This window comes from Leclercia tamurae, from assembly GCF_025566055.1.
GTDB lineage: Bacteria > Pseudomonadota > Gammaproteobacteria > Enterobacterales > Enterobacteriaceae > Enterobacter > Enterobacter tamurae.
On the sequence record NZ_JAMHKS010000033.1, the window covers coordinates 1 to 405 of the forward strand.

The window sequence follows — 405 nt, forward strand, 5'->3', positions numbered from 1 at the left end:
GGTCACTGTTAGTGACTCCGGCCTGAGCATTGTCTCTGGCCTATTGGGTGATGCTGGCGTCCCCTCTGTGACCGTTCCAGACCAAGGCAAGACAACCCCAGCGAGGGAAGTAGCAGAGCGTCTATCGGAGATCGAGCGTGCAGGACAGACAGTAACCTTGCTCACTTTCCGCCTAGATGAATCTGGGGCTGCGCTGCCTGATAAGACATACACAGATATGCTTATTACTAACCTCACTTTCAATGAGGATCAGGACTCCGGCGATGGCGTTTTCTTTAGTATGAGTTTACAGCAACTCCGCTACTTCTCCCCTAGAGAAATCACTATCCGCACAAACAAGGGTCGTCAACCTGCCAAGAGGACGGAACGCCCATCTATCAAGAACGATGCTGCTAATGGCCCTCA

The 405-nt window shown here is 52.1% G+C and carries 1 protein-coding gene; it reads left to right on the plus strand.

From position 1 onward, the window contains the following. Positions 1–67 precede the first annotated feature (67 nt). The coding region (locus M8318_RS00165; RefSeq protein ID WP_262660567.1) for a phage baseplate protein at positions 68–405 on the plus strand (338 nt) is incomplete at its 3' end.